The 25,400-nt window shown below is 61.6% G+C and carries 27 protein-coding genes; 15 read left to right on the forward strand and 12 right to left on the reverse strand.

Features of this window, described 5'->3' with window-relative positions:
- Positions 1–229 precede the first annotated feature (229 nt).
- On the forward strand, positions 230–1,345 hold the full coding sequence (locus tag ABIE32_RS01730; RefSeq protein WP_429013251.1) for a recombination-associated protein RdgC: 1,116 nt from the start codon (positions 230–232) through the stop codon (positions 1,343–1,345).
- A gap of 142 nt (positions 1,346–1,487) precedes the next feature.
- Here ABIE32_RS01730 and cueR read toward each other — a convergent pair whose 3' ends face one another.
- The 3 genes from cueR to gstA all read right to left on the reverse strand — a co-directional run bounded on the left by cueR (position 1,488) and on the right by gstA (position 2,953).
- A complete protein-coding gene (cueR, locus tag ABIE32_RS01735; RefSeq protein WP_429013254.1) occupies positions 1,488–1,982 on the reverse strand; it encodes a Cu(I)-responsive transcriptional regulator in 495 nt (164 codons plus the stop codon).
- Positions 1,983–1,984: 2 nt separating this feature from the next.
- Positions 1,985–2,179, reverse strand: coding sequence for a heavy-metal-associated domain-containing protein (locus ABIE32_RS01740; RefSeq protein ID WP_429013257.1), 195 nt, complete (start codon positions 2,177–2,179; stop codon positions 1,985–1,987).
- A 171-nt stretch (positions 2,180–2,350) separates the two neighbouring features.
- Positions 2,351–2,953, reverse strand: coding sequence for a glutathione transferase GstA (gene gstA, locus ABIE32_RS01745; RefSeq protein WP_429013260.1), 603 nt, complete (start codon positions 2,951–2,953; stop codon positions 2,351–2,353).
- A 241-nt stretch (positions 2,954–3,194) separates the two neighbouring features.
- Here gstA and mnmG point away from each other — a divergent pair, with 241 nt between their 5' ends.
- The 8 genes from mnmG (at position 3,195) to ABIE32_RS01785 (ending at position 11,208) form a co-directional block, all read left to right on the forward strand.
- Positions 3,195–5,177, forward strand: coding sequence for a tRNA uridine-5-carboxymethylaminomethyl(34) synthesis enzyme MnmG (gene mnmG, locus ABIE32_RS01750; protein WP_429013262.1), 1,983 nt, complete (start codon positions 3,195–3,197; stop codon positions 5,175–5,177).
- Positions 5,174–5,836 carry a 16S rRNA (guanine(527)-N(7))-methyltransferase RsmG gene (gene rsmG, locus ABIE32_RS01755; protein ID WP_429013265.1) on the forward strand — a complete coding sequence of 221 codons (663 nt, stop codon included), beginning with the start codon at positions 5,174–5,176 and terminating at the stop codon, positions 5,834–5,836. The genes mnmG and rsmG overlap by 4 nt, the downstream gene beginning before the upstream one ends.
- 136 nt (positions 5,837–5,972) lie before the next feature.
- A complete protein-coding gene (locus ABIE32_RS01760; RefSeq protein WP_429013268.1) occupies positions 5,973–6,587 on the forward strand; it encodes a LysE family translocator in 615 nt (204 codons plus the stop codon).
- Between the two features lie 23 nt (positions 6,588–6,610).
- Positions 6,611–7,384: a ParA family protein gene (locus ABIE32_RS01765; RefSeq protein WP_224150841.1), complete on the forward strand. Its 774-nt coding sequence runs from the start codon at positions 6,611–6,613 to the stop codon at positions 7,382–7,384.
- Positions 7,385–7,566: 182 nt separating this feature from the next.
- Entirely contained in the window at positions 7,567–8,130 is a 564-nt protein-coding gene (locus ABIE32_RS01770) for an RBBP9/YdeN family alpha/beta hydrolase (protein WP_429013271.1), read from the forward strand.
- Positions 8,131–8,138: 8 nt separating this feature from the next.
- Positions 8,139–9,056: a ParB/RepB/Spo0J family partition protein gene (locus tag ABIE32_RS01775; protein WP_224150843.1), complete on the forward strand. Its 918-nt coding sequence runs from the start codon at positions 8,139–8,141 to the stop codon at positions 9,054–9,056.
- A 217-nt stretch (positions 9,057–9,273) separates the two neighbouring features.
- Positions 9,274–10,314 carry a peptidoglycan-binding protein gene (locus tag ABIE32_RS01780; protein WP_395025688.1) on the forward strand — a complete coding sequence of 347 codons (1,041 nt, stop codon included), beginning with the start codon at positions 9,274–9,276 and terminating at the stop codon, positions 10,312–10,314.
- A gap of 264 nt (positions 10,315–10,578) precedes the next feature.
- Positions 10,579–11,208, forward strand: a complete 630-nt coding sequence (locus tag ABIE32_RS01785; protein ID WP_377779534.1) for an N-acetyltransferase — start codon at positions 10,579–10,581, stop codon at positions 11,206–11,208.
- Positions 11,209–11,265: 57 nt separating this feature from the next.
- Here ABIE32_RS01785 and ABIE32_RS01790 read toward each other — a convergent pair whose 3' ends face one another.
- Positions 11,266–11,880 carry a flavin reductase family protein gene (locus ABIE32_RS01790; RefSeq protein WP_429013275.1) on the reverse strand — a complete coding sequence of 205 codons (615 nt, stop codon included), beginning with the start codon at positions 11,878–11,880 and terminating at the stop codon, positions 11,266–11,268.
- Between the two features lie 135 nt (positions 11,881–12,015).
- A complete protein-coding gene (locus ABIE32_RS01795) occupies positions 12,016–12,927 on the reverse strand; it encodes an AraC family transcriptional regulator (protein ID WP_429013277.1) in 912 nt (303 codons plus the stop codon).
- An 80-nt stretch (positions 12,928–13,007) separates the two neighbouring features.
- On the opposite strand from ABIE32_RS01795, the gene ABIE32_RS01800 reads away from it, so the two are divergent.
- On the forward strand, positions 13,008–14,297 hold the full coding sequence (locus ABIE32_RS01800) for an MFS transporter (RefSeq protein WP_224150848.1): 1,290 nt from the start codon (positions 13,008–13,010) through the stop codon (positions 14,295–14,297).
- 89 nt (positions 14,298–14,386) lie between these two features.
- Here ABIE32_RS01800 and ABIE32_RS01805 read toward each other — a convergent pair whose 3' ends face one another.
- Together ABIE32_RS01805 and ABIE32_RS01810 are read right to left on the reverse strand one after the other, a co-directional pair.
- Complete coding sequence (locus ABIE32_RS01805) at positions 14,387–15,811, reverse strand: FAD-binding oxidoreductase (protein ID WP_429013281.1); 1,425 nt, start codon at positions 15,809–15,811, stop codon at positions 14,387–14,389.
- A 122-nt stretch (positions 15,812–15,933) separates the two neighbouring features.
- The gene (locus ABIE32_RS01810; protein ID WP_224150850.1) at positions 15,934–16,161 is read right to left on the reverse strand and encodes a hypothetical protein; all 228 of its coding nucleotides are present in this window, start codon (positions 16,159–16,161) and stop codon (positions 15,934–15,936) included.
- A 154-nt stretch (positions 16,162–16,315) separates the two neighbouring features.
- Here ABIE32_RS01810 and ABIE32_RS01815 point away from each other — a divergent pair, with 154 nt between their 5' ends.
- From ABIE32_RS01815 to ABIE32_RS01825, 3 genes are all read left to right on the forward strand, one after another.
- Positions 16,316–16,894: a cob(I)yrinic acid a,c-diamide adenosyltransferase gene (locus tag ABIE32_RS01815; RefSeq protein ID WP_377779528.1), complete on the forward strand. Its 579-nt coding sequence runs from the start codon at positions 16,316–16,318 to the stop codon at positions 16,892–16,894.
- Positions 16,895–16,913: 19 nt separating this feature from the next.
- Complete coding sequence (locus ABIE32_RS01820) at positions 16,914–17,813, forward strand: LysR family transcriptional regulator (protein ID WP_224150852.1); 900 nt, start codon at positions 16,914–16,916, stop codon at positions 17,811–17,813.
- A gap of 201 nt (positions 17,814–18,014) precedes the next feature.
- Complete coding sequence (locus ABIE32_RS01825) at positions 18,015–18,728, forward strand: DNA helicase (RefSeq protein ID WP_429013285.1); 714 nt, start codon at positions 18,015–18,017, stop codon at positions 18,726–18,728.
- A gap of 58 nt (positions 18,729–18,786) precedes the next feature.
- Here the strand turns inward: ABIE32_RS01825 and ABIE32_RS01830 are convergent, their stop codons facing one another.
- Complete coding sequence (locus ABIE32_RS01830) at positions 18,787–20,004, reverse strand: D-amino acid dehydrogenase (RefSeq protein WP_429013288.1); 1,218 nt, start codon at positions 20,002–20,004, stop codon at positions 18,787–18,789.
- A gap of 224 nt (positions 20,005–20,228) precedes the next feature.
- On the opposite strand from ABIE32_RS01830, the gene ABIE32_RS01835 reads away from it, so the two are divergent.
- A complete protein-coding gene (locus tag ABIE32_RS01835; RefSeq protein ID WP_224150855.1) occupies positions 20,229–21,113 on the forward strand; it encodes an amino acid ABC transporter substrate-binding protein in 885 nt (294 codons plus the stop codon).
- 140 nt (positions 21,114–21,253) lie between these two features.
- Positions 21,254–21,985, forward strand: a complete 732-nt coding sequence (locus ABIE32_RS01840) for an aspartate/glutamate racemase family protein (RefSeq protein WP_429013291.1) — start codon at positions 21,254–21,256, stop codon at positions 21,983–21,985.
- Positions 21,986–22,067: 82 nt separating this feature from the next.
- On the opposite strand, the gene ABIE32_RS01845 is transcribed toward ABIE32_RS01840, so the two are convergent.
- The 4 genes from ABIE32_RS01845 to ABIE32_RS01860 all read right to left on the reverse strand — a co-directional run bounded on the left by ABIE32_RS01845 (position 22,068) and on the right by ABIE32_RS01860 (position 25,390).
- Positions 22,068–22,382 carry a cupin domain-containing protein gene (locus ABIE32_RS01845; protein WP_429013293.1) on the reverse strand — a complete coding sequence of 105 codons (315 nt, stop codon included), beginning with the start codon at positions 22,380–22,382 and terminating at the stop codon, positions 22,068–22,070.
- 30 nt (positions 22,383–22,412) lie between these two features.
- Positions 22,413–22,838: a hotdog fold thioesterase gene (locus ABIE32_RS01850; protein ID WP_429013296.1), complete on the reverse strand. Its 426-nt coding sequence runs from the start codon at positions 22,836–22,838 to the stop codon at positions 22,413–22,415.
- 169 nt (positions 22,839–23,007) lie between these two features.
- Positions 23,008–23,952, reverse strand: coding sequence for a LysR family transcriptional regulator (locus ABIE32_RS01855; RefSeq protein ID WP_395025704.1), 945 nt, complete (start codon positions 23,950–23,952; stop codon positions 23,008–23,010).
- A 46-nt stretch (positions 23,953–23,998) separates the two neighbouring features.
- Positions 23,999–25,390, reverse strand: a complete 1,392-nt coding sequence (locus ABIE32_RS01860) for an L-serine ammonia-lyase (protein WP_429013299.1) — start codon at positions 25,388–25,390, stop codon at positions 23,999–24,001.
- Positions 25,391–25,400: the final 10 nt, after the last annotated feature.

Here is a 25,400-nt window from a genome sequence, read left to right on the forward strand (position 1 = left end):
GTTTCAGTAAAAATGGCCGATAGCGCCCGTCAGGTGGGCGGTAATGCATCAAAAAACATAGCAATTGAGCCGCTTAGCAATGCTTCCCGGAGCCACACCCACGCACGCAGGCCGGAGCCTGTCGGATTCGCGGCACAATGGGTGGCAGATGAATGCGGCTGGTGATGGCCGCTTGTGTTTTTCAAGGCTGGCGCCTGCAGGCGGTCAGTCTCCCGAACAAAGGAATTGCATGTTCAAGAACATGATCTTCTACCGCATCTCCGAAGCCTGGCAGCCGGACTGGACCCAGCTGGATGAAGCGCTGGCCAAGCAGCAGTTTGAAGAGTGCGGCGCGACGCAGGAAAAATCCGTGGGCTGGGTGCCTCCGCGCGGCGAGGACAACGGTGCCATGGTCGAATCCGTAGGCGGCCAATGGATCATGCGACTGATGAGCGAGAGCAAGATGCTGCCCGCCAGCGTGCTCAACCGCAAGCTGGGTGACAAGCTGGCCCAGATCGAGGCCAAGGAAGGCCGCAAGCCAGGCAAGAAGGAAAAGCAGGAACTCAAGGACGAATGCAAGCTCGACCTGCTGCCCATGGCCTTCACCAAGCAGGGCGGCCTGTGGGTCTGGATCGATCCGCAAGCGCGTCTATTGGTGCTGGATACCGGCAGCCAGGGCAGGGCGGATGAGGTGGTGACCATGCTGGTGGAGGCGTCACCTGGCTTTGCAGTGGCTCTGATCGATACGCAGACCAGCCCGCAGGCGGCCATGGCAGGCTGGTTGCACAGCCATGATGCGCCAGCAGGCTTCAGCATCGACCGTGAGTGCGAACTCAAGAGCGCCGATGAATCCAAGGCCGTGGTGCGCTATGCGCGTCATCCACTCGATATCGACGAGATCCGCGAGCACATCGACCAGGGAAAGATGCCCACCAAGCTGGCCATGACCTGGGATGACCGCGTGAGCTTTGTGCTGACCGAAGGCCTGCAACTCAAGAAGGTGGCCTTGCTGGATGTGGTGATGGAAGGCCAGGGCCAGGACGATGCGGGCTTTGACGCCGATGTGGCGATTGCCACGGGCGAGTTCAGCCAGCTGATTCCCGACCTGATCCAGGCGCTGGGCGGAGAAGGCCGTACCGAGCTGGGCCAGTTGCCTGATCGAGGTGACCGGGGAGATGCCAAAGGCCCGGCAGGCGGCGTAAACAGCGCTACAGCGGCTGAAAAGGCGGCAGGCCAGGGTGCAGGTGCCACGCAGACCAATAATGCGTCTGGCAACGATTTTGCGCGCCGTGCAGCCAGTGGTGGTGCCCATACAGGGCCGAGGCAGGCGCCGGTCGATGAAGACCCGGCCACTGCGCCGTTCTGATTCCCTGGGCCACTCCTGCACGCTGCAGGCCCTGGTGTGAGCACCTGGCGAAGAGGGAGTGACATTTCCCTGGTTGTCTGCCAAAGAAAAGAAAAAGAGCATCACGATGGATGCTCTTTTTTTATGAGCGCAGACAGTGCTTTCAATGGCAGCAGCCGGAGCTACCGTCAGTGGCGGGATCGGCCAGATTGTCCAGGATCGGGCAGTCGGGTCGGTGATCACCATGGCAACTGTGCACCAGCTGTTGCAGCGATCGCTGCATGGACTGCATGGCAGCAATCCGTTCGCTGAGCACTTCGATGTGCTTCTGCGCAATCTCCTTGACGGAGCTGCTGGCGCGCTGCTTGTCGTTCCACAGGTTCAGCAGGGTTTCGATCTCCTCCATGGAAAAACCCAGATCGCGACTGCGGCGAATGAAGCGCAGCGTATGCACATCTGCTTCGCTGTAGAGCCGGTAGCCGCTGTCGGTGCGGCCCACATGGGGCAGCAGGTTCAACGATTCGTAGTGCCGCGCCATACGGGCAGAAATACCTGCCAGCTGCGCAGCCTTGCTGATGGACACGGGCCATGCAATCGATGCGGCACCGGTTGCCTTGCGCAAACCAGATGCCAGTGGCGCTGCGCTGCTGTGAGCCATGTTCATTGCACCTGGTAGCCTTCAGCAGCGATGGCTGCTGCGATGGAATTGGCGGGCTGCACGGAATCCACGACCACCTTGCCCTGGGCACGGTCGATCTGCACCTTGGCATCGGCGTCCAGTTGCTTGACCGCATTGGTCACGGAACGCTCGCAGTGGCCGCAGGTCATGCCCTGTACGTGGAAGGTGTTTTGCATGGTGTTTCCTTTCAGTGGAAGTTGTTGATGTGCTTATGTTGAAAGTTAACACGATGTGAAGGTCAAGCGTGGGGGCATCTTTTTGATGGAGGTCAGAAACAAGGCTGCCCGCCCAAGAAAAAAAGCCTGTTTCACGTGAAACAGGCCTTGTGATGGGTGGAAGAAAAGCAGTTATTGCTTTTCGTCGGCAATCGCCTTTTGCACGGATGGGCGGGCACCCACACGTTCCAGGAACTTGCCGAGATTGGCCAGGCCCGAAACATCGACGCCTACGAACTTGGTCCAGCCGCACACCGTAAACAGATAACCATCGGCCACAGTGAACTGGGCACCCGTCAGATAGTCCTTGCCGGCGAGCTGCGAATCCACCCACGTCAGGCGCTTGAGGATCTGCGCACAGAACAGTTCCTTGGCGGTATCCGGCATGTTGGGGTTGAAGAGGGGCGAGAAGGTCTTGTGGATCTCCGTGCCGATGAAGGTCAGCCATTCCTGCAACTGGTAGCGCTCCCAGGTACCGTTGGCAGGTGCGAGCTTGGAGGCTGGCGCCTGATCGGCAATGTATTGCACGATGGCAGGGCCTTCGCGCAGCCGCTGGCCGTTGTCCAGTTCCAGCACCGGCACATAACCCAAGGGGTTGATGGTGTAGAAATCGGTGCCGTCCTTGAGCTGGTGCGTTTTGGTGCTGGCCAACTCCAGGGTGAAGGGCAGGCCGGATTCCAGCAATGCGATGTGGGGCGACAGCGAGCAGGCGCCGGGAGAGAAATACAGCTTCATCTACATTCTCCTGTACAGGGTAAAAAGCCAAATGATGCTAGCGTGTTTCATAAAGCTTTGCAGGCCGGGTTCATCGGCACTGTTTCACGTGAAACAGCAATAACACGGCCCGAAGCGTGAAAACCCTCAAGTCATTAAAATACCAAGCCAATCCCCGCATATTCGCCGCTTTTGCCCAAGGGCTGCAGAAGGGCATGAAACTGGCAAAGCGCATGCTTTGCGAGCCCTGAAATGAGGCTGTATGAGCCAGACCCCCTCTTATATCTATCCGCAAGAATTTGATGTCATCGTCGTTGGCGGCGGTCATGCCGGCACCGAAGCTGCGCTGGCTGCTGCACGCATGGGTTGCAAGACGCTGCTGCTGTCCCACAATATCGAAACCCTGGGGCAGATGAGCTGCAACCCCTCCATTGGCGGTATTGGCAAGGGTCACCTGGTCAAGGAAGTGGATGCGCTGGGCGGCTCCATGGCATTGGCTACCGACAAGGGTGGAATCCAGTTCCGTACGCTCAATAGCTCCAAGGGGCCCGCCGTGCGGGCCACGCGTGCCCAGGCAGACCGCATTCTCTACAAGGCCGCCATTCGCGAGGTGTTGGAGAACCAGCCCAACCTGTGGCTGTTTCAGCAGGCGGTGGATGACTTGATGGTGGAGGGCGACCGCGTGGTCGGCGCCGTCACCCAGGTCGGCATCCGTTTTCGCAGCCGCACGGTGGTGTTGACGGCCGGAACCTTCCTCGACGGCAAGATCCATGTGGGACTGAACAACTATGCAGCTGGCCGCGCGGGAGACCCGCCAGCAGTCAGCCTGTCTGGTCGCCTCAAGGAACTGAAGCTGCCGCAAGGACGCCTGAAGACCGGCACGCCGCCGCGTATCGACGGCCGCAGCATTGATTTCAGCCAGTGCGAGGAGCAACCTGGTGACGGCATGCCCGGTGGTGTGAACGAGGGCCATGTGCCAGTGTTCAGCTTCATGGGCAACACCGCCATGCACCCACGCCAGGTTCCGTGCTGGATCACGCACACCAATGCACGCACCCACGAGATCATCCGCAGCGGCTTTGACCGCAGCCCCATGTTCACGGGAAAGATCGAAGGCGTAGGCCCGCGCTACTGCCCCAGTGTGGAAGACAAGATCAACCGCTTTGCCGACAAGGAAAGCCACCAGATCTTCCTGGAGCCCGAAGGCCTGACCACCCACGAGTTCTACCCCAACGGCATCTCTACCAGCTTGCCGTTCGATATTCAGTACGAACTGGTGCGCTCGATGAAAGGCTTGGAGAACGCCCACATCCTGCGTCCCGGCTACGCCATTGAATACGACTACTTCGATCCACGCTCGCTCAAGAGCAGCTTCGAGACCAAACAGATCCAGGGCCTGTTCTTTGCCGGACAGATCAACGGTACGACGGGCTATGAAGAGGCGGCGGCCCAGGGCCTGTTTGCGGGCCTGAATGCTGCCCTGCAATGCCGGGGCGAAGGCCCCTGGATGCCGGGGCGCGATGAGGCGTATCTGGGTGTTCTGGTGGACGATCTGATCACCAAGGGCGTGACCGAGCCCTACCGCATGTTCACCAGCCGCGCGGAGTTCCGCCTGCAGTTGCGTGAAGACAATGCCGATATGCGCCTGACCGAAGTGGGTCGCAAGATGGGCCTGATAGATGACGCGCGTTGGGATGTCTTCAGTCGCAAGCGTGATGCTGTTTCACGTGAAACAGAGCGCCTGAAAGCCACTTGGGTGAATCCGCGCATCGTGGCTGCCCAAGAAGCAGAGCGTGTACTGGGCAAGGCCATGGAACGTGAATACAACCTGTTTGACCTGCTCCGCCGCCCAGGGGTGGATTACGCCACGTTGATGAGCATGAACGAAGGCGCCTACCGCTCGGACGCTGTTTCACGTGAAACACTGGGCGATCTCGGGGACTCTGTGGTGGAGCAGGTGGAGATTGGTGCCAAGTACTCAGGCTATATCGATCGCCAAAAGGACGAGGTGGAACGTGCGGCCCACTACGAAAAACTGCGCCTCCCGGCTGAACTGGACTATATGCAGGTGACGGCTTTGTCTTTTGAAGTGCGCCAGAAGCTTCAGACACACCGGCCCGAAACACTGGGTCAGGCATCGCGTATTTCCGGTGTCACGCCTGCCGCCATTTCTCTGTTGATGGTGCACTTGAAGAAGGGCGGCTTCAAAGGATTCTCAGCAACCGAAGAGGCAAGCATCGCATGAGCGCGGCATTGGAAAACAAGCTGCGTGACGGAGTGCTGCAGCTGGGATTGGCGCTGGATGATGGCCAGATCGGGCTGCTGATGGCTTTTCTGGACTTGCTGCAGAAATGGAACAAGGTCTACAACTTGACCTCGGTGCGTGATCCGCAGGAGATGCTGACCCACCATTTGCTCGACAGCCTGGCAGCCGTTGTGCCCTTGCAGCGTTATCTGGCAGGCAAGGCATTGGTGGAACCCAAGCTGCTGGATGTAGGCTCGGGTGGTGGATTGCCGGCCGTGGTGTTTGCAATCTGCCTGCCACAGCTCGATGTGAGCTGTGTGGACACCGTGGGCAAGAAGGTCGCTTTCATTCAGCAGGTGGCAGCCAATCTTCGGCTGCGCAATCTGCGCGGTATCCAGTCGCGGGTCGAGAACCTGGCGCAGCAGTACGACGTGGTCAGCTGCCGTGCCTTTGCTGCGCTGCAGGATTTCACGGCCTGGTCGCAGCAGACCTTGAAGGCTTCCGGCATCTGGCTGGCCATGAAGGCCAAGCGTCCCGATGATGAACTGACATTGCTGCCTGCCGGTGTGCAGGTGCTGCAGATCGAGCCACTCGTGGTGCCGGGACTCGATGCCGAACGCTGCATTGTATGGATGCAGAAAACGCCAGCTGCTGCATAAGCCGCTGAAAACCAATGTGAACAAGGCCCCGGTTTCGGGGCTTTTTGCTGACGTTTCGGGCCGTAACGGCGCGCTTTTGCTGGCTGGAAGGCGGGGGTGTCGTTTACACTCAGGGTTTCATCGCAGCAGGTGGGATATGTTTGGCATTTCCGACTACGGTGCATTCGTGGTGGCCGTAATCCTTTTCTTGATGATTCCGGGACCGGGCAATCTGGCGCTGATCACCTCCACCGGCAAGGGTGGAGTCTGGGCTGGGATGGCCGTATGCCTGGGCTGCATGGCCGCCGATCAGGTGCTGATGTGGCTGGCAGTGGCCGGTGTGGCTGCAGTGATGACGGCCTACCCTGCGGCTTTCCAGGCCGTGCAATGGATAGGGGCGGTCTACCTGGCATGGATCGGCTACAAGCTGATCACCGCCAAGCCAGGCGATCAGCCGGTCATCAGGATTGAGCCGCGCCACTATTTCAAGCAAGGCTTCCTCATCACCTTGATGAATCCCAAGGCCATTGTTTTTTACATGGCGTTCTTTCCGCTGTTTGTCGATCCGGCAACGCATCGCGGCATTCCGACGTTTGCCCTGATGGCGGCGACGGTGGCGGTGATCAGTCTGGTGTACTGCACGATCGTTGTGCTGATCACCAAGACCCTGGCCGAACGTTTGCGCGCCAATCCGTCGGTCGTCAAATGGCTGGAGAAGACCGCCGGTGTGTTTTTGATTGGTTTCGGCCTGAAGCTGGCCCTCACCAAGTAAGTATTGGATTGAAGCGAACTTTCATGGCAAAAATCTTTTGTATCGCCAACCAGAAGGGCGGCGTGGGCAAGACGACCACGGCAGTCAATCTGGCTGCAGGCCTGGCCAAGGTGAAGCAGCGGGTGCTGCTGGTGGATCTCGATCCGCAGGGCAATGCCACCATGGGTTCGGGCATTGACAAGCGCGCACTCGAAACCTCGGTCTACGATGTGCTGCTGGAGTCGAACACCATCAAGGAAGCGGCCGTGTACTCAGACAAGTGCGGCTACTGGGTGCTGGGAGCCAACCGTGAGCTGTCAGGTGCCGAGGTGGAATTGGTGGAGCTGGAGCGCCGTGAAAAGCGCCTGAAGGCTGCGCTTGACGCCGCCAATGGTGACTTTGATTTCGTGCTGATCGATTGCCCGCCCAGCCTGTCGATGCTGACCCTGAACGGCCTGTGCTCGGCCCATGGCGTGATCGTTCCGATGCAGTGCGAGTACTTCGCGCTCGAAGGCCTGACCGATCTGGTCAACACCATCAAGCAGGTGCATGCCAACCTCAACAAGGATCTGGAGATCATCGGCCTGCTGCGCGTGATGTTTGATCCGCGCATCACCTTGCAGCAGCAGGTGAGCGACCAGCTCAAGGACCATTTTGGCGACAAGGTGTTCGACACCGTCATTCCGCGCAATGTGCGCCTGGCCGAGGCACCCAGCTATGGCCTGCCCGGTGTGGTATTTGACCCGTCTGCCAAGGGCAGCAAGGCATTCGTCGAGTTTGCCAAAGAGATGGTCAAGCGCATCAAATCGATGAAATGAGCCAGCCCTGCTTGCCAGGGAAGCGGGCCTCCACATGCATCGCATGGGAGGCCTTTTTGTTGGCAAGTGTGGCGGCGCATTGCAGCGGGCAGACAATCAGGCACAATAAGCGCTTGATATTTTGAAAGAAATTGGCCTGTAGCGTATATCTGTAAAGCGCTGATAGCTATAAAAAAGAGAGTATGCAATCCTTGTCCGTCAAACTGCTGCCAGGCTGGCAAAACAGCGGCCCGGGCCACTGGCAAACCGTGTGGGAAGAAGAATTTGGCTACGAACGCGTACAGCAGCACGATTGGATGCGCCCCAAGCGCGGGGATTGGACGGCACGGCTGCAGGAAGTGATCGTGGATGCGCCAGAGCCCGTGGTGCTGGTGGCGCACAGCCTGGGCTGCATTCTGACCGCTTGGTGGGCCGCGCATTCGCCGCAGGCGGCGCACAAGGTGCGTGGCGCACTGCTGGTGGCGCCTGGTGATGTGGAGCGGCCGGATCTGGCCGAGTTGATTCCCGGCTGGTCGCCCATTGCACTGCAAAGGCTGCCGTTCCCCTCCATCCTGGTGGGCAGCCAGAACGATCCGTACTGCAGCGCAGAGCGCTCCAGGCTGCTGGCAGACAGCTGGGGTGCCCGCTGGGTGGACCAGGGCAACTGCGGCCACATCAACGCGGAATCCGGGCTGGGCAACTGGCCACTGGGGCAAGGCCTGCTGGCCGAACTGAGCGCCGTTGCGGCAGCCAAAAACCAAAGGTGAACAAAACCATGGCAACCAAAAAACCCAAGGGCCTGGGACGCGGCCTCGAAGCATTGCTCGGCCCCAAGGTGGAAGCAGCGCCGCAGACCACAGAAGACAAGGGCCACAACCCCCACCAGCTCGCGCTGGAAGACATGGTGCCCGGCATCTACCAGCCGCGCACGCGCATGGATGAAGGGGCGCTGTACGAGCTGGCCGAAAGCATCAAGGCCCAGGGCATCATGCAGCCGATTCTGGTGCGCAGGCTCACGCAGGGCGAGCATGCGGGCAAGTACGAAATCATTGCTGGCGAGCGGCGCTTTCGTGCGGCGCGCATTGCAGGCCTCGCTGAGGTGCCGGTGCTGGTGCGCGAAGTGCCTGACGAGGCAGCCGCTGCCATGGCACTGATTGAAAACATCCAGCGCGAAGACCTCAATCCGCTGGAAGAAGCACAAGGCCTCTCGCGCCTGGTGGGCGAATTCAACATGACGCATGAGCAGGCCGCGCAAGCCGTTGGCCGCTCGCGTTCGGCTGCATCCAACCTGCTGCGCCTCTTGAATCTGGCCGAGCCGGTGCAGACCATGCTGATGGCTGGTGACCTGGACATGGGCCATGCCCGCGCCCTGCTGGTGCTGGACCGTGCCGCGCAGATCACTGCAGCCAACCAGATCAATGCGCGCAAGCTGAGTGTGCGCGAGGCTGAGAGTCTGGTCAAAAAGGTGAGCGCAGAGTTCTCGGGCGAAACCCCGGTCAAGGCCAAACCAGCCAAATCGCGCGATTTGAAGCGTGTGGAAGAAGAGCTCTCCGACCTATTGATGGCAGAGGTGGAGGTGCGCGTGAAAAAGCGCGTCAAACGTGCCGGCAAGGTGGAGGAGATGGGGGAACTCGTGATCCAGTTCGGCTCGCTCGATGCCCTTAATGGATTAATTGATAAATTACGCGGATAATTCTGGCTCTGCGTAATTTGCAAAATTGTTTGTCTTTGCAACATTTTGTCGCAATTTACGCGCCGTTGCCACCCTGATCGAGAGCAAATCTTGATGCCATTCGGCGAGGGATTTTCTACAATTGACGGCGTTTATCGGACCGATAGTGGTGGTTTGAACCCAGGCAGTGCTCCTGGGTTTCTTTGTAAAAGTAATTGAAAACTTGCGGGAGCTACACATGAAGAAACTGGCATTGGCGGCACTGGCCGTATTGGCATTGGCAGGCTGCGAATCCACGGGCATGAAGCTGGGCGGTGGCACCAACAACACCGTGACCGGTGGCGCCGCAGGCGGCAGCAGCCAGGGCGAGAACAGCCAGTTGGAAAAGTGCGACTCTCCCGTGGGCACTGTCTCGCTGGTGGAGAACCAGCAAGCGGGCTGGTACACCATCCTGCGCAACGAATACCGTCTGCCTCCCACCGCCAATCTGCTGCGTGTGCTGATCCAGCAATCGAACTGCTTCGTGGTGGTGGAGCGCAGCGCTGCCGGTATGAACGCGATGAACCGCGAGCGTGCCATGATGGACAACGGCGAAATGCGCAAGGGCAGCAACTTCGGCAAGGGCCAGGTGGTGGCTTCGGACTACGGCCTGACGCCTGAAGTGACCTTCAGCGAGGACAACGCAGGTGGCTTTGGTGCTGCCCTGGGCGGTATTCTGGGTGGCCGTGGTGGCAGCGCCCTGGGTGGCGTTGCCGCCAACAGCAAGACGCGCGAGGCCTCGGCCATGTTGACCCTGGTGGACAACCGCTCGGGCGTGCAGGTGTCGTCCTCCACCGGCAACGCCAGCAACACCGACTGGGGTGGCTTTGGCACCCTGTTCGGTGGCTCGGCGGGCGCCAGCATCGGCGGTTACTCCAACACCTCGCAAGGCAAGGTGGTGTCGGCCGCGTTTGTCGACGCCTACAACCAGATGGTGCGCGCGCTGCGCAACTACAAGGCACAGGCTGTCAAGGGTCAGGGCCTGGGCGGCGGCGGCCGCCTGTCGGTGGACGGCTCGGCAGCGCCCAGCCAGACGTCGGCCCCCGGCGCCAAGACCAATGTGCGCATGACCATGAAGCAAGCCCAGCAGCGTTTGAACGAATTGGGCTTTGATGTGGGCACGCCCGATGGCTCCGCAGGCCCGCGTACGCAGAATGCACTGCGCACCTTCCAGCAGGACCAGGGTCTGCCCGTGACCGGCCGCCTGGATCAGGCCACGATGCGTCAACTGTCGGAATAACATTTTCCGCGCCTGCAGGCACAGGCCTCCAAAACCCGCTCAGGCGGGTTTTTTCACGTCTGGGCTGCCTAGGGGGGCATTTGGACGCTGAGGCGCACCAAGCAACTTCTGGAGCGCTTGGTGAGGCATGGAATGGTGGGAGAGTGGGGAGAGGGTAGCAGCAGCAATCTCGCACCCTTTGCGTGCGAATTGTGCACTGGGCTACTCTCAATGGCTTTGTCATTGGAGCGGCCAGACACAGGCCGCGCACAAGGAGAGAGAGCCATGCTGACCGCTATGCCGCCCTTCTGGGCATCCTGGCTGTACCGGCCGGTGGAATTGCGCATCGATGTGAGCCCGATTCCACCCAAGCAACTGGAAGGCGAATGCGCCTCCATCCATGATCGCATCAACACCCCGGGTGATTGCCTGCACGGGATTGCTGAAATTCCGCTGTCCGATCCCCGTTTCGCCATCCGCTACCGCGCGGCCGATGGTGAGTTTTACGTCTACGTTGAAGACCTGCAGGCGCACCGCATTGCAGGTTTCACCGTGTTCAACCGCCTGATCGAGCTGGACAAGCGCGCCGACCGGATCATTCGCGGCCCCCATTCCAAATTCGATGTGGCCTACCAGCGCAAGGGCCTGGCATCGTGCATCTACCGCTGGGCCCTGGATGCAGGGCTGTGCCTCGTCACCGGTGCCCGCCAGTCGCCTGGCGCCCACGCGCTGTGGCATAAGCTGGCGCGCGATTACCGGCTCGGGTATGTCGATATCACCGACAAGAAAATGCGGTATCTGGGCAACAGCGTCGAACCGCAGGTGCTGAACCACCTGAACACCCGCATGTTCCTGCTGGGCAAGGGCTGGAGCCTGGGCAGTTTTGCCGCTGCTGCACGCATGCAGATCGACTGAATTCGATGCGCCTTCAGGCGCGCCATGCATGCCGAAGCAGTACCGGTGGGAGGCGCATCAGCGTGGCCGCATCATCACCCGCTTGCCTGCTTCGCTGATCGTGAAATAGTCGCCCGGCCCGCCGCCGCGCAGCAGGGGCTGGCCTGCGGCCGTCTGGTAGATGCCATCCTTTAGCAGCCGCTCGTCGATATGCACCATCACTACCTCGCCCAACACCAGCCAGGTGGGTACCTGCACGCCATCGGCGCCCTGCAGCTGGATGATCTGCGTGCAGCGGCACTCCATGGTCACCGGGCTGGCCTGCACGCGCGGTGGCCTCACCTTGACGGAAGACTCGGCCGCAAGCCCCGCCAGTTCAAACTCGTCGACCTCTGGTGCCACGGCGGCGCAGCTCTGGTTCATGGGCACGGCCAGCGGCTCGCTCGCCAGGTTCCAGACGAATTCGCGTGTGGCTTCGATGTTGGCCAGGGTGTCCTTGCGGCCAATGCTGGCAAAGCCGACGATGGGCGGAACATAGTTGAACGCGTTGAAAAAGCTGTAAGGCGCCAGATTGCGCACGCCAGTGCTGCTCAGGCTGGAGATCCAGCCAATCGGGCGCGGGCCGACAATCGCGTTGAAAGGGTCGTGCGGCAGGCGGTGGCCCAGGCGAGGATCGTAGCTGTGGAGTGGCATGGTTTTGCTATAAAAAATAGAGCTGTCTGCGCAATATGGATGAGCGCAAAGGGCCGGTTATTCCATAAATTCTGCAGGCAGGATAACGCAGCAGGGTATTTCTACAGCCAACCTGCACAAGTACTTGCGCGGCCATCAGCGGCGTTGCATGCCCAGAAAACGCGCGGGCGGCAGGCCGACGGCGCGTTGCACCATGGCACTGAAGGCGCTGGGCGTGTATCCCAGTTCCACGGCAATCTGCCCCATGGCCAGGCCACTGGCGCCCAGTTGCACAGCCTTGGCCAGAATCACCTGCTGGCGCCATTGCTGGTAGGTACAACCCAGCTCCTGCCGAAAGAGGCGCGCCACGGTGCGCAGGCTGGCGCCGCTGTTGCGGGCAAATGCCTGCAGGCTGTCGTGCGCCAGCGGGTCCTGCAGAACGGTCTGGCACAGGGTGTGCAGGCGTTTGTCGCGCGGCATGTCGATGCGCAGGTCCAGCTGCGTGGCGCGCCCCAGCTCATCGAGCAGCAGGGCGCTGACATGGCGCTCGCGTGCCAACTGCGCCAGGGTGGGCGGCTCGCCTGCGTCTGAGTTCGTGGACAGGTCACGCACCAGCGCCTGCAGCAGATCCGATACTTCGAGCACGCGGCAGCGCTGCCAACGTGCACTGGACGCATCGTCTGCAATGGGCCCGCACTGGCCTGGTGCCTGGTAGATGTAGAGCGTGCGCAGCTCGGCCGTCTCCACCATGGTGACGGCGTGCTCCACCTGGGGCGGAATCCACAGCGCCCGCCCGGGCGGCACCACAAAGGTGGCGTGGGGCACGCGCAGATGCAGGGTTCCGGTGGTGGATACCGCCAGCTGCGCCCACTGGTGGTGGTGCGGCAGCACCTGCGTATCGCGCTGCAGCACCCGCTGCTTGGCGCGCACAGGCCGCTGTGGTGTGGGCACGAACAGATGCGGGGTGAGCGAATCCACGTACTCCCAGGCGCGCGCGCCGGTGGCCAGAGATACCGCTGGCACCGCGGTGATTCGCGGCCCGCTGGCGCGGCGGCGCGAGGAGGGCATGGCTTGGCTTGGCATGTTGGCGATAGTAATTGGCTTGCTATCGCATACAAGACGGCATGGCTTTGGCTACCATGCCGGGTATGACAACGAATACCAATGCCTCCGCTGCTGGTGCCGACCAGATCGGCAGCCTGCGCCAGGACAGCCGCACCATCGGTCTCATCGGCCTTGCCCATGGCTCGTCCCACTTCTTTCATCTGTTGCTGCCGCCGCTGTTTCCGTGGCTGATCCAGGATTTCGGCTTCAGCTACTCGGAGCTGAGCGTGCTGGTGTCGGTGTTCTTCATCGTCTCCGGCGTTGGTCAGGCCCTGGCGGGCTTTGTGGTGGATCGCTTCGGTGCCCGTCCCATCCTCTTTGCGGCGCTCGGCAGCTTTGCCGTGGCCGGGGTGATTGCGGGCACGGCGCACAGCTATGTGCAGCTGATGCTGGCCGCCGTCTTTGCGGGTCTGGGCAATGCGCCTTTCCATCCGGTGGATTTCACCATCCTCAACAAGCGCCTGTCGCCACAGCGTCTGGGCCATGGTTTCTCGGTGCATGGCCTGTCGGGCAACCTGGGGTGGGCGGCTGCACCGGTGTTCATGGCGGGTATCACCTCGGCCACCGGTTCGTGGCGCCTGGCCTGCCTGTGCGGCGCTGCGCTGGCAGCCATCATTCTGGCCATCATGGTCATCAACCGCGATGCGCTGGACGACCGCGTGACGGTAGCGGGCGCCGCCAATGGCCCGGCAAAGGCGGCTACCGCATCTGCAGCGCTGGAGCACCCGCTGGCTTTCCTGAAGCTGCCATCGGTGTGGCTGTGCTTCTCGTTCTTCTTCTGGACCACCTGCGCCATGAGCGCCATCCAGTCCTTTGCCAGCCCGGCATTGCAGCAACTGTATGGCCTGCCCGCCAGCATCACCGCCTATGTGGTGACGGGGTACATGCTGTTTGGCGCGGCGGGCATGGTGGTGGGGGGCTTTCTGGTCGGCCGGGTGGAGCGCCTGGAGAAAACGATTTCCGCCTGCCTGCTGTTCTCCGGTGGGCTGCTGGCGCTGGTGGCCACTGGGTGGTTGCCCGGCTATGCAGCGCTGGGCGTGGCGGCGCTGGCGGGTGTGGGAACCGGCCTGGCAGGCCCGTCGCGCGACATGCTGGTCAAGCGCGCAGCACCGCCCGGTGCCACGGGCCGGGTGTACGGCATGGTGTATTCGGGGCTGGATCTGGGTTTCTGCCTGGCCGCACCGGTGTTTGGCTACATGCTCGATCACCACATGAACGCAGGCGTGTTCTATGGGGCTGCAGTGGGCATGGTGCTCAGCGTGGTCTCTGCCGGCTTTGTGGGTGCAGGCGTGGCGGCGCGCAAGGCGCAGCTGGGGGCTGCCAAGCCGGCCTGATGGAGCCATGGCCGAGGGGCGCAATTGCAGCTCCTCACCAACAAAGCCCGCGCAGCATGGCTCGCGGGCTTTGTCTTTGGTGCGGCGCGCTACACGGCCAACTGAAAGATCTTGCCCGGGTTCAGAATGTTCTTCGGGTCCAGTGCCTGCTTGATGGCTCGCATCATGGCCACCCCGCCGTCACCTGCTTCTTCCGCGAGAAAGCCTTGCTTGTGGATGCCGATGCCATGCTCACCGGTGCAGGTACCACCCAGGGCGATGGCGCGCTCCACAAGCTGGTGGTTCAACTGCTCGGCCTGCTGGCGCTGGATGTCATTGTCGGGGTCGATCAGGTAGCCGAAGTGAAAGTTGCCGTCGCCCACATGGCCCACCAGGAAGTAGGGAATCCCGCTGGCGTCGGCCTCGTTCACGCAGTCGAGCAGCGCATCGGCCAGGCGGCTGATGGGCACGCACGCATCGGTGGTGATGCAGCGGCAGCCGGGTACGCTCGCCACGGCGGCAAAGTAGGCGTTGTGGCGCGCGGTAAACAGGCGGGTACGGTCCTCGGGGCGCTCGGCCCACTCAAAGGCATTGCCGCCAAACTCGCTGGCGATGTCCTGCACCATCTCGGCCTGCTCCTTCACGCCGGTAGGCGATCCGTGGAATTCCATCAGCAGCATGGGCTCCTCGCGCAGGCTGAGCTTGCTGTAGGCATTGACCATGCGGATGGCGTTCACATCGATCAGCTCCACGCGGGCGATGGGAACACCCATCTGGATGGTCTGGATCACGGTGCGAACGGCGGCCTCGATGCTGGGGAAGGAACAGATGGCAGCGCTCACCGCTTCGGGCAGCGGGTAGATGCGCAGCGTGATCTCGGTAAAGATGCCCAGCGTGCCCTCGCTGCCCACCAGCAGGCGTGTCAGGTCGTAGCCCGCCGCGCTCTTCTTGGCCCGGTTGCCGGTGCGAATGCGCTCGCCACTGGCGGTCACCACCTCCAGTGCCAGCACGTTTTCGCGCATGGTGCCATAACGCACGGCATTGGTGCCGCTGGCGCGGGTGGAGGCCATGCCGCCGATCGACGCATCGGCGCCGGGGTCGATGGGAAAGAAGAAACCGGTGTCCTTGATCGCCTCATTGAGTGCCTTGCGCGTGATGCCCGGCTGCACGGTGATGGTCAGGTCTTCGGTATTGACGGAAAGCACCTGGTTCATGCGGCTCACATCCAGCGTGATGCCGCCCTGCACGGCCAGCAGGTGGCCTTCCAGCGACGAGCCCGCGCCATAGGCAATCACCGGCACGCTGTATTCGGCGCACAGCCGCACGGCATCCTGCACATCCTCGGCGGATTCGGCAAACACCACGGCGGCGGGTGGCGGCGCAGCAATGGAGCCTTCGTCGCGGCCATGCTGTTCACGCACGGCCTGTGAGGTGGAGCACTGCGCGCCAAAGCGGGCTGCGAGTTTTTGCAGGAAGGCGTCGGGAACAGACCGCAGTTCGGCCTGCAACTGGTGGGTGGATACAGGTGCATTCATGAGGAGTCTCCAGGCTGAACTTCAGAATAGCACCGCATCTGTACCAGCGCTGTCTGCTGCGCGAAGCCAAAAAAAACCCGCCGAGGCGGGGAGGGGGAGAGTCCGGAGAGAGGAAAAGGGCGTTACATGTTCTTTTTGACCGGCTGGCGCACCTGGTGGCGGCGAGGGTCGCTGGCGCTCAGGTTGCGTTCGGCCTGGACAATACGGTGCGCGCTGGCGCCTTGAGTCAGGCGTTGCGCTGCGCTGCCTGTCGCAGGCTGGGCGTGGGCCATGGCCGATGTCACGGCGATGGATGCAAACAGCATCACGCTGCGGGCATCAAAGGGATGGGTGAAAAATTTTGCAGGCATCTGCACCTCCTTATAGGATTCAGACATGGGGCCTATTGCACCCCATATGACTGCCAAGCGCTATCATTTTTGCTTGCTGTTGCTTCCGCTACAAATTACGGGAGGCAGGTAACAGAAAATAGGCCCCAGTACACAAGCTTCACAAGGATTACCAATGGGCAACCGACTCTCCCAGATTGCGACCAGAACCGGTGATGATGGCACCACTGGCCTCGGCGACAACAGCCGCGTCTCCAAGGCCAGCGGCCGGCCTCACGCGATGGGGGATGTGGACGAACTCAATTCGCACATCGGCCTGCTGCTGTGCGAGCCACTGCCTTCGGATGTGCGCGAGCTGCTGATTGATATCCAGCACCAGTTGTTCAACCTGGGGGGCGAGCTGTCGATGCCCGGCTACGAATTGCTCAAGGACGATGCCCTGCTGCAGTTGGACGATGCGCTCGCACGCTACAACGCGCAGCTTCCCCGGCTGGCCGAGTTCATCCTGCCCGCAGGTACGCGCGCGGCATCGCAGGCCCATGTGTGCCGCACTGTTGCACGCCGTGCAGAGCGCATGGTGGTGGCCCTGCAGGAAGCAGAGGCCATGCGCCCTGCGCCGCGCCAGTACCTCAACCGCCTGTCCGATCTGCTGTTCGTTCTGGCGCGGGTGCTCAACCGCGTGGATGGCGGTGACGATGTGTACTGGAAGAGCGAGCGCCTCGCGCGCATGCAGGCCGAAGATGCCGGCCAGTGACGTGGTGAAGGGCTGAGCAATGCGGTTGCGCCATATCGAAGTGTTCAATGCGGTGATGCATACGGGCAGCGTGAGCGCGGCCGCGCGGCTCATCAACATCTCGCAGCCCGCTGTCAGCCGCACCTTGCAGCATGCAGAGCTGCAGCTGGGCTTTGCGCTCTTTCAGCGCAGCAAGGGGCGCCTTGCACCGACCAGTGAAGCGCTGGCCCTGCTGCCCCACATGGAAAAGCTGTTTGCCCAGCTTGAAGACGTACAGCGCCTGGCAGACAGCCTGCGCAAGGGCCGTGCCACTGATGAGTTGCGCATTGCCAGCGTGCTGGCGCTCAGCCACGAAGTGTTGCCACGCGCACTGGCGCAGTTCAAGCAGAAACACCCCAATGTCACTGTCACCCTGCAGTCGCTGCACTCTCCGCAGATCGTGTCGGCGCTCATGATGCAGGAAGCCGATGTGGGTTTTGTACTGAGCAATGTGCAGCAGCCCACCTTGCTGCAGGAAAACCTGGCCCGCGTGCCCATGATGTGCATCGTGCCCAAGGGCATGCTGCCCCCGTTCAAGCTGCGCGCGGGCACTCTGTCGCAGGAAGATCTGGCGGGCGTGCCCCTCATCTGCCTGGATGCGCAGGATCCTGTGGGTATGCTGCTGAACCAGCTGGGCCGCGAATCAGGCGCAGGCCAGAACCATTTTGTGACGGTGCAGACCTACCACACGGCCCTGGCCATGGCCCACCATGGTTTGGGCGTGGCGATGGTGGATGGCTGCACGGCCTTGTCGGCCGACCGGAGCAAGGTGGAAGTGCTGCCGCTGGCCCCCGAGTTGCAGGTGCCGGTCAATGCCATCCGCGCGGCCGCGCAGCCGCATTCGCTGCTGGTCAAAGCCATCACGCGCGAAATGCAGAAGGTGCTGGCGGCGCAGCGCTAGCCAGGAGCTGCACTGGTTGTTCTCAGAACTGGTTCAAAGTCTCTGCAATCCTTGCGATAAGATGGATGGCGTGCGCGGCCCGCGCCTCCTCCCTCCGTTTGGGGAAGCATTGTTTGTGCAGGGCATACCTTTAGCCCAACCTGCTTGTTGGCGATGTGCATAAGGAGGGATTGCTCAGCTGCCTTGAACAGGAGGTTGACCATGGGATCCATTCCCCTTTCCGCGCCGTTGTACGCGCTCAAACGCCAGGCGAGGCTGAGGGCTCGCCAGCACGGCATGCCCTTGCATGAAGCGCTCGATGACATCGCCAGGGAAAACGGCTTTGCGCAATGGAGCCTGCTGATGGCCCGGCACGCTTCACCAGATGCGTTGACCCAGTTGTCTCGCCAGCTGCGGCCAGGCCAATTGCTGCTGCTCGCCGCACGCCCCCTGCAGGGCAAAACCCGCCTGGGTTTTGCATTGATGGCACGCGCCTTGCGAGCGGGACAACATGCGGCTTTCTTCTCGCTCGATTGCACTCCTGCACAGGTACGCACCATGGCGGCTGCAGCCGATGCCGATGGGGCGCTGTGGGGCAACCGGTTTCGGTGGGATTGTTCGGACGATGTGTGCGCCGCGCATGTGGCCGCACAGCTGCACGACGCACCACCGGCGACCGTCGTCGTCATCGACTATCTGCAGCTGCTGGATCAGCGGCGCGACCTGCCCCCGGTCATGCAGCAGATGCAGGTTTTGCGAAACCTTGCGCGCGAGCGGCAATTCACTGTGGTGGTGATTGCGCAGATCCAGCGTCGGTTTGACGAAGCCCGGCGGGGCATGCCGGGCTGGAGCGATGTACGCCTGCCCAACCCCTTGGATGCGAGCCTTTTTGACCACCGGTGTTTCGTACACCAGGGCCAGATAGCCATTCAGTAGATAAACGCCTGCCAGTGCTCATGGATTAAGCGCAAAATGCTATTTATTTTGTAGTATATCAGGCAACCTTACCCAACTGCTGCGCAAGTTGTGCGGCGGTGCCAAAGGCCAGGGTGAACCCGAGCGCGCCATGACCGGTGTTGAGCCAGAGATTGCTGGCACCGGCCTGCCTTGCAATGGGGACTGCCGTGGGCGTGGCGGGGCGCAGGCCGGCCCAGGGGTTCACTGCGGCGAAATCGCTGCAGCCCGGGAAGACGGCCTGCGTGGAATCGCACAGGCTCCGGATCTTGTCCTGTGGAATGCGCAGGTCGCTGCCCACCAACTCCACCATGCCTGCCACGCGCAGGCGATTGCCAAGGCGGGCAAAGACGACTTTGCGCGCACTGTCGGTAATGCTGACGCGCGGCGCCTTGTCGCTGGCGGCTGCGACATCCAGGGTGAGGCTGTAGCCTTTGAGCGGATACACCGGCAGGTCGATTCCCAGGGGCTTGCACAGCGCCACACTATCAAAGGCAAGGGCGACCATGTAGTGGTCGGCGGTGATATCGCCCTGGCTCGTGCGCACGGCAACGATTCTGTCGCCTTCGCGGCGCAAGCTTTGAACGGCGGTGTCCATGACGAACTTCACCCCATTGCGCTGCAGCCAGGCCTGCAGCTGCTGCGCCACCTGGTAGCAATCGGCGGCGCACTCGCTGGGGGTGTACACGGCGCCTGCAAACTGCGGCTGATACGCAGCAAGGGCGGGCTCCAGTGCCACGGCTTCGTCGGGCGATACGATGCGCTGCGGCGCGCTGCCGAGTCTGCTTTGCACATCGAGCTGGTTGCGGGCCGACTCCACCCCCGCCTGGGTGGGGTAGAGCACCAGTTTCCCGGTAGTGGAGTAGTCCCATTGGCCCTGCACATGCTGCTGCATGGCTTCAAAGTGCTGGCGACTGGTGGCGGCCAATTGCAGCAATTCGCGCGTACTGGTGGCTGAGCGCTTGGCATTGCAGGCGGCCAGAAACTGCAGGCCCCATTTCCACTGGTGCGGATCGGCCTGCAGGCGAAACTTGAGCGGCGAGTCTTCATTGAACAGCAGCTTGGGCAGCTGCTTCCAGATCGAGGGGTCGGCCAGTGGCTGCACGTAGCTGTAGCTCAGCTGCGCGCCGTTGCCCATGCTGGTGCCCATGCCGGCGTGCGTGGCCTTGTCGATGACGGTGACCTCGTGTCCCGCTTGTTGCAGCTCATACGCCGCTGCCAAACCCACAATACCTGCGCCGAGAATGCAAACGTGCATAGCCACCCCCTGAAAACCCTTAAATATAGGCGCTTGCATTGCGGCTGAGGCATAGCAATATACGCATCAGGCATACCATTTGCTTATAGGGGATGCGGGTACGCACAATCCCTGTGCACCTGGTGCCATAACCGAGCGTTATGGGTTTGTCCCAAAAAGGCATTGTTGGGACAAATCATCGGTTTCTACACTGTCAACATCGATTGATTCAAGGAGGTTTCGATATGAAGTTTGTTACGTCGCTGGTCTGCGCTGCCGCCGCCATTGCCTGCCTGCCTGCCGCGCACGCCGATGTGCTGGCCAAGGCCAAGGAATCGGGCGAGATCACCTTCGCCTACCGCGAATCGTCGGTGCCATTCAGCTACCTGGCTGGTGGCCAGAACGCCATCGGCTTCTCGGTCGATATCTCCAACGCGGTGGCCGATGTCGTGCGCAAGGAAATCGGCAAGCCCGACCTGAAGGTGAAGTGGCAGCCGGTTACCTCGGCCAACCGCATTCCTCTGATCCAGAACGGTACCGTGGCGCTGGAGTGCGGCTCCACCACCAACAACTCTGCTCGCAACAAGGATGTGGATTTCGCGATCAACTACTTCTACACCGGCACCCGCGTGGCAGTGAAGAAGAGCGCCGGCATCAAGAACTGGGCCGATCTGAAGGGCAAGACGCTGGCAATCACCACCGGCACGACCAACCTGCCCGTGGTGCGCAAGTACAGCGCCGACCAGAAGCTGGACATCAACATCACCCTGGCCAAGGACCATGCGGACGGTTTTCTGCTGATGGAAAACGACCGTGCATCGGGCTTTGCAATGGATGACATTCTGCTGTTCGGCCTGAAGGCCAACTCCAAGGATCCTGCGGCCTACGAAGTGGTGGCCGATGCCCTGCAAGTGGAGCCCTATGCCTGCATGCTGCCCAAGGGCGATGCAGCATTCAAGAAGATCGTCGACGGCGTGATCGGCGGCATGATGAAATCGGGCGAATTCACCAAGCTGTACGACAAGTGGTTCATGCAGCCCATTCCGCCCAAGAACCAGGCGCTGGGTCTGCCGATGAACCAGGAGCTGAAGGATAATCTGGGCGCGCAAAGCGACAAGCCAGCTATCTAAAGCATCGCTGTCTGCGTTTTGGCATGGCCCGGTAACGGGCCATTTTCTATTGCCATGGAGCCTTCCATGGCGAAGGGGGCCGGCGCTGGCAGCGAGGTACGCAATCGCTTGGCAAGGTTTTTTAGATGGGAAAATGGGCAATGAGCACGAAAACCGTAGGCATCCTGGGCGGCATGGGACCGGCAGCGGGCGCTGATTTTGCACGTCTGTTTGTGCAGGCCTGTGCAGAGCAACTCAAGGCCGGCGGTGCAGCCGTGGCTGACCAGGCTTATCCAGAGCACTGGCTGGCGCAACTGCCCATTCCTGACCGCAGTGCAGCATTGCTGGCGCCTGAAGCTGCCGAAGACCCCTTTCCGATGATGTGCACCGCAATGGACAAATTGCAGGCCGTGGGCGCCACCGCTGTGGCCATGGCCTGCAATACCGCCCATGCCTGGCATGAGCGCCTGCAGCAGGCCTACCCACGCCTGCAGTTGCTGCACATTGCCCGTGTGGTGGCAGAGAGCCTGCAACAACAAGGCCACCGCGCCTGCGTGTTGCTGGCCACGCAAGGCACCTACCGCATCGGCCTGTACGACGAGGCACTGGCCGCCTGCGGCATCACCGTGCACCTGCCGCAAGACGCCGAGCGAGAGCTGCTGATGCAAGGCATCTACCAAGGGGTGAAAGCGGACAGGCTGGACCTGGCACGCACCTGCTTCTCTCAGGTGGCTCGCGCCATGCGGCTGCGTCATGGCGATGTGCCGTTGATCATGGGATGCACCGAAATCCCGCTGGCGCTGCCGGGCGCTCCGGAGGTGGAAGGTCTGCCCCTTGTGGACCCGGCCTGGGAGCTGGCACAAGCCTTGGCGCGTGTGGCTTACAGCCGGTAATTAGAGAAAAAGAACCGCCAGCGCAAGCCCGCCAAGCGCTGGGATATCAAAAACAATAGCGTTTGAGCGCTGGTCAGGGCAGTCAGGGCATCTTGTCCATGACCAGCAGACAGGCCTCACCCACCACCCTGCTGCGATGGGACATGCCGGGTTCTACACGGTAGAACATCCCTGGTGTGAGCGTGACAGGGCCTGCCTCGGTATCCACCACCACTTCGCCACTGAGTACAAGAAAGCACTCTGGCGAATCGTCGTGCACGTGAAAAGACGCAACGGTGTCGCGCATCACCCGATAGCGCAGGTTCACACCGTCAATGGAAGTCAGCGTCTGTGCGAACCATGGCTGCGGATGCGCGACCTTGATTTCGTTGGTATCCAGTGCCTGGAGAGGTGTCATGGGGGCTTTGGAATCAGGGATTGGCGAGACTCAGCCTTCCTGCAGCATTGCCATGGTGATGCGCGACACGCAAGTCAGCTTGCCTTCGTCGTTCACCATGTCGATCTGCCAGACCTGGGTGGTGCGGCCAATGTGCACCGGGCGCGCCGTACCGGTGACCCAGCCGCCTTTCACGCCACGAATATGGTTGGCATTGATGTCGAGGCCCACGCAGCGCCAATCGGGCGGTGAGGAGAACATGGCACCGACGGAGCCCAGGGTTTCGGCCAGTACCACGCTCACGCCGCCGTGCAGCAAGCCATAGGGCTGGTGCGTGCGGTGGTCTACAGGCACACGGCCTACGAGGTAGTCGTCACCGATTTCGAGGTATTCGATGCCCAGGTGCTCGATCGCGGTGTTGCGTGCGGCTGCACGCAGGGCGTCCAATGAGAAGGGCTTTTTCCAAATGGCAGTCATGGCAGGCTTTCAGCGTTCATGCGGGGTATGAGGCACAGCATAGCGGCGCCCGGCTGGGCTGGCTACCGCCTGCAGGAATGTGTCTTGATGGTTCACACAGTTGCGACCAGATTGGCAGATTTGGCAACGCACAGTCTTGCTCTTCATGGTGTGCCATCGCGATGCGCTGTCAGTTGCTGGTGGGAATGTCGTTATCCAGACCATCTGCATCGTCGGCGACGGTACCGTCTTCAACCAGCAGCTCGACCAGCTCACGGGCAAACGAAGGCAGTGATTCGAGGTTGCGCACCACGATCTGCATTTCGCGGTTGGACCATTCGTCGGACAGCTGGATGATGCGGATGTCCATGATCTTGGCATGGCGCCGTGCGGCAGATTCCGGCAGGATGCCGATGCCCACGCCTGCTTCGATCATGCGGCAGGCCGCTTCAAAATTGCCTACCTGGATACGCTGCTTGATCGGGCGGTGCAGCAAGTCGCTGTGCTGGCGCAGGAAAGCGTGGATGGCGCTGGATTCGTGCAGGCCCACATAGTCGAAATCCAGCGTGTCGCCAAAGGCGACGGATTTGCGCTTGGCCAGCGGATGCTCGGGGTTGACGACGAGGATCAGGTGATCGCGGCGGTAAGGCATCGAGACCAGGCTTTCGGTACGCACCTGGCCGGCCACGATGCCAATGTCGGTCTGGCCTTCGCCCACAGCACGGATGATGTCGTTGGACAGGCGCTCGCGCAGGTCGATGTCCACATCCGGGTGCTTGCGCAGGTAGGTGCGCAGAACGGGTGGCAAAAACTCGCCCAGCGCCGTGGTGTTGGCAAACACACGCACATGGCCCTTGATGCCGCGGGCGTATTCCTGCATGTCGCCGCGCAGGTGCTCGATCTGGCCGAGCACGGTGCGGGCATGCTGCACAAAAGCCTGTCCGGGCAGGGTCAGGGTCACGCCCTGGCTGGTGCGATAGAGCAGCTTCACGCCCATGCTCTCTTCGAGGTTCTTGATGCGGGTGCTGGCGGCGGGCAGGGAGATGAACGACAGTTCGGCCCCTCGCGTCATGCTGTTCGCGTCTGCCACGTGCACCATCAGGCGCAGGTCTACCAAATCAAAATGCATTGCCATGGCGAGGATTGTAGAGGGTAGGCTGGTTGCACATGGGTGCGGTGGTTCAGCACTCGACGATGTGCACGGCCAGCCCACCCAGCGATGTTTCCTTGTACTTGCTCATCATGTCGGCACCTGTGGCACGCATGGTCTCGATCACCTTGTCCAGGCTCACGACATGCGATCCATCTCCGCGCAGTGCCATGCGGGCCGCGTTGATGGCCTTGACGGCGGCCAGCGCATTGCGCTCGATGCAGGGCACCTGCACCAGGCCTGCCACAGGGTCGCAGGTCAGGCCCAGGTGGTGCTCCATGCCAATCTCGGCGGCATTTTCCACCTGCTCCGGCGTGCCGCCCATCACGGCACACAGGCCCGCAGCCGCCATGGAGCAGGCCACGCCCACCTCGCCCTGGCAACCCACTTCGGCGCCGGAGATGGAGGCGTTTTCCTTGTACAGAATACCGATCGCTCCCGCAGTCAGCAGGAAGTCGATGATGCCCGCTTCGGTAGCGCCTGGCACAAAGCGCCAGTAGTAGTGCAGCACGGCGGGCACGATGCCTGCCGCACCATTGGTGGGCGCGGTCACCACGCGCCCGCCAGCGGCGTTTTCTTCGTTGACGGCCAGCGCGAACAGATTCACCCAGTCGATCACCTGCAGCGGATCGGTGGAGGGGCTGTCCGCATGCTGGGTGAGACCCTCGTAAAAGCCGGCAGCGCGGCGCTTGACATTCAGGCCCCCTGGCAGACGGCCTTGCGTGGTGCAGCCCCGCTGCACGCAATCCTGCATGGCCTGCCAGATCTTGAGCAGGCCACTGTCGATGTCGGCATCGCTGCGCCAATGGCGCTCGTTGGTGCGCATGATCTGTGCAATGGGCTGCTGGTGGTCATGTGCCTGTTGCAGCAGCTGTGCGGCGCTGTGAAATGGCAGGGGAAGCACCTCGGTATCCGGTGCAATCACTTGCTGGCGCTCGGCATCGTGGGCCGCTTCTTCGCTGACGATGAAGCCGCCGCCGACTGAGTAGTAGGCCTGTGCGTCCAGCAGTTCATGCTGCGCATCCCAGGCTTCGAAACGCATGCCATTGGGGTGGAATGGCAGGCTCACATCGCCGATCAGCAGCAGATCGATAGCAGGCTCAAACACAATGGTGTGTTCGCCATTCAGCGGCAGTTGTTGCGTGCTGTGTACCTGCGCGATGATGGCTTCGACGGCGTTCACATCCACTGTATCGGGCGCATGGCCCGCGAGGCCCAGCATGACGGCGCGGTCGCTGGCGTGACCAATGCCGGTGGCACCCAAGGAGCCAAACAGCTGGCAGCGCAAGCGTGCCACCTTTGCCAGCATGCCTTGCCGTTGAAGGCGCTGCACAAAGGCATGTGCAGCGCGCATGGGCCCTACGGTGTGCGAGCTGCTGGGCCCGATACCGATCTTGAACAAATCAAACACGCTGACTGCCATGGCTGCCTTC

This window comes from Comamonas sp. 4034 (assembly GCF_050434545.1).
Taxonomy (GTDB): Bacteria; Pseudomonadota; Gammaproteobacteria; order Burkholderiales; family Burkholderiaceae_C; genus Comamonas; species Comamonas odontotermitis.